1 protein-coding gene is annotated in these 1,129 nt (G+C 67.1%); it reads right to left on the bottom strand.

Annotated features, from left to right (window positions below; genetic code table 11):
• A partial coding sequence (locus ACFYQ5_RS36115; RefSeq protein ID WP_389203864.1) for an IS256 family transposase occupies positions 1-1,082 on the bottom strand: 1,082 nt, incomplete at its 3' end.
• Positions 1,083-1,129: the final 47 nt, after the last annotated feature.

Genomic DNA, 1,129 nt, shown 5'->3' with positions numbered 1-1,129 from the left:
GCCCGCTCCCAGGTGCCGGCGATCGACGGGTAGCGCTTGCCCCACTTGTCATCGAAGTCCGTCAGCCGCGCCCGGGCCTGGTCCTCGTTGACGGCGGTGTAGACGGGCTTGAGGTCGCGGGCGACTTCGGCCCAGTCGCGGCGCGAGGCATACCGCAGGCTGGCGCGCAGAAGGTGAACCACGCAGGTTTGTACCACTGTTTGTGGCCATACAGTGTTCACCGCGTCAGGCAGGGCGGAGAGCCCGTCGCAGACCAGCATCAGCACGTCACGGACGCCGCGGTTCTTGATTTCGGTCAGCACCGTCTGCCAGTACTTGGCGCCCTCGCCGCCGTCGCCCGCCCACAGCCCCAGGATCTCGCGATAGCCGTCGGCGGTGACCGCGACGGCCACGTAGACCGGGCGGTTGGCGACCGACCCGTCCCTGATCTTCACGTGGACGGCGTCGATGAACACGACCGGGTAGACCGCGTCCAGCGGACGGGTACGCCATTCCGCCATCGACTCCAGGGCTTTGTCCGTAATGGTGGAGATGGTCTCCTTCGTCGTCGTCATCCCGTACGTCTGAGCGAGGTGGGAGACGATCTCGCCGGAGGTCAGGCCCTTCGCGGTCAGCGAGATCACCAGATCGTCCAACGCACCCGTCCGGCGGGCGTATTTGGGCAGCATCCGGGGCTGGAAGGTACCCAGTCGATCACGCGGGACCTGCACCGTGACGGTGCCGACCTCCGTCATCACCTTCTTGCTCCGGTAGCCGTTGCGCGTGTTGCCGCCCGAGCGCGATCCGCGCCCGCCGGCCCGGCCGGCCTCGGCAGCCAGGTGCTCGTCCATCTCGGCTTCCAGGGCGGACTGCATCAGGTGCTGGGCCAGCTCGGGCAACAGCCCGCCCTCACCCATCAGCCGCAGACCGTCCCCGCGGACCTTCTCGGTCGCGAGCGCGGCCAGCTCCTCCAGCAGTTCGCTGGACAGACCGTTGTGCGATACCGGCATCGACTTCACGTCGGCACCCTCAGCGCTCGCGCCGACCTCAGCAAGCGACACGCCGTCGACACTCTCGATCAGGTGACCAGTTGTCGTACTCATCAGGCTCACTCCTTCGGGGAGATCCACACCTGATTCATGACACTCCC

The sequence above is a fragment of the Streptomyces sp. NPDC005794 genome, from assembly GCF_042871445.1.
GTDB lineage: Bacteria > Actinomycetota > Actinomycetes > Streptomycetales > Streptomycetaceae > Streptomyces.
This window is presented reverse-complemented; position numbering and strand designations above follow the sequence as displayed.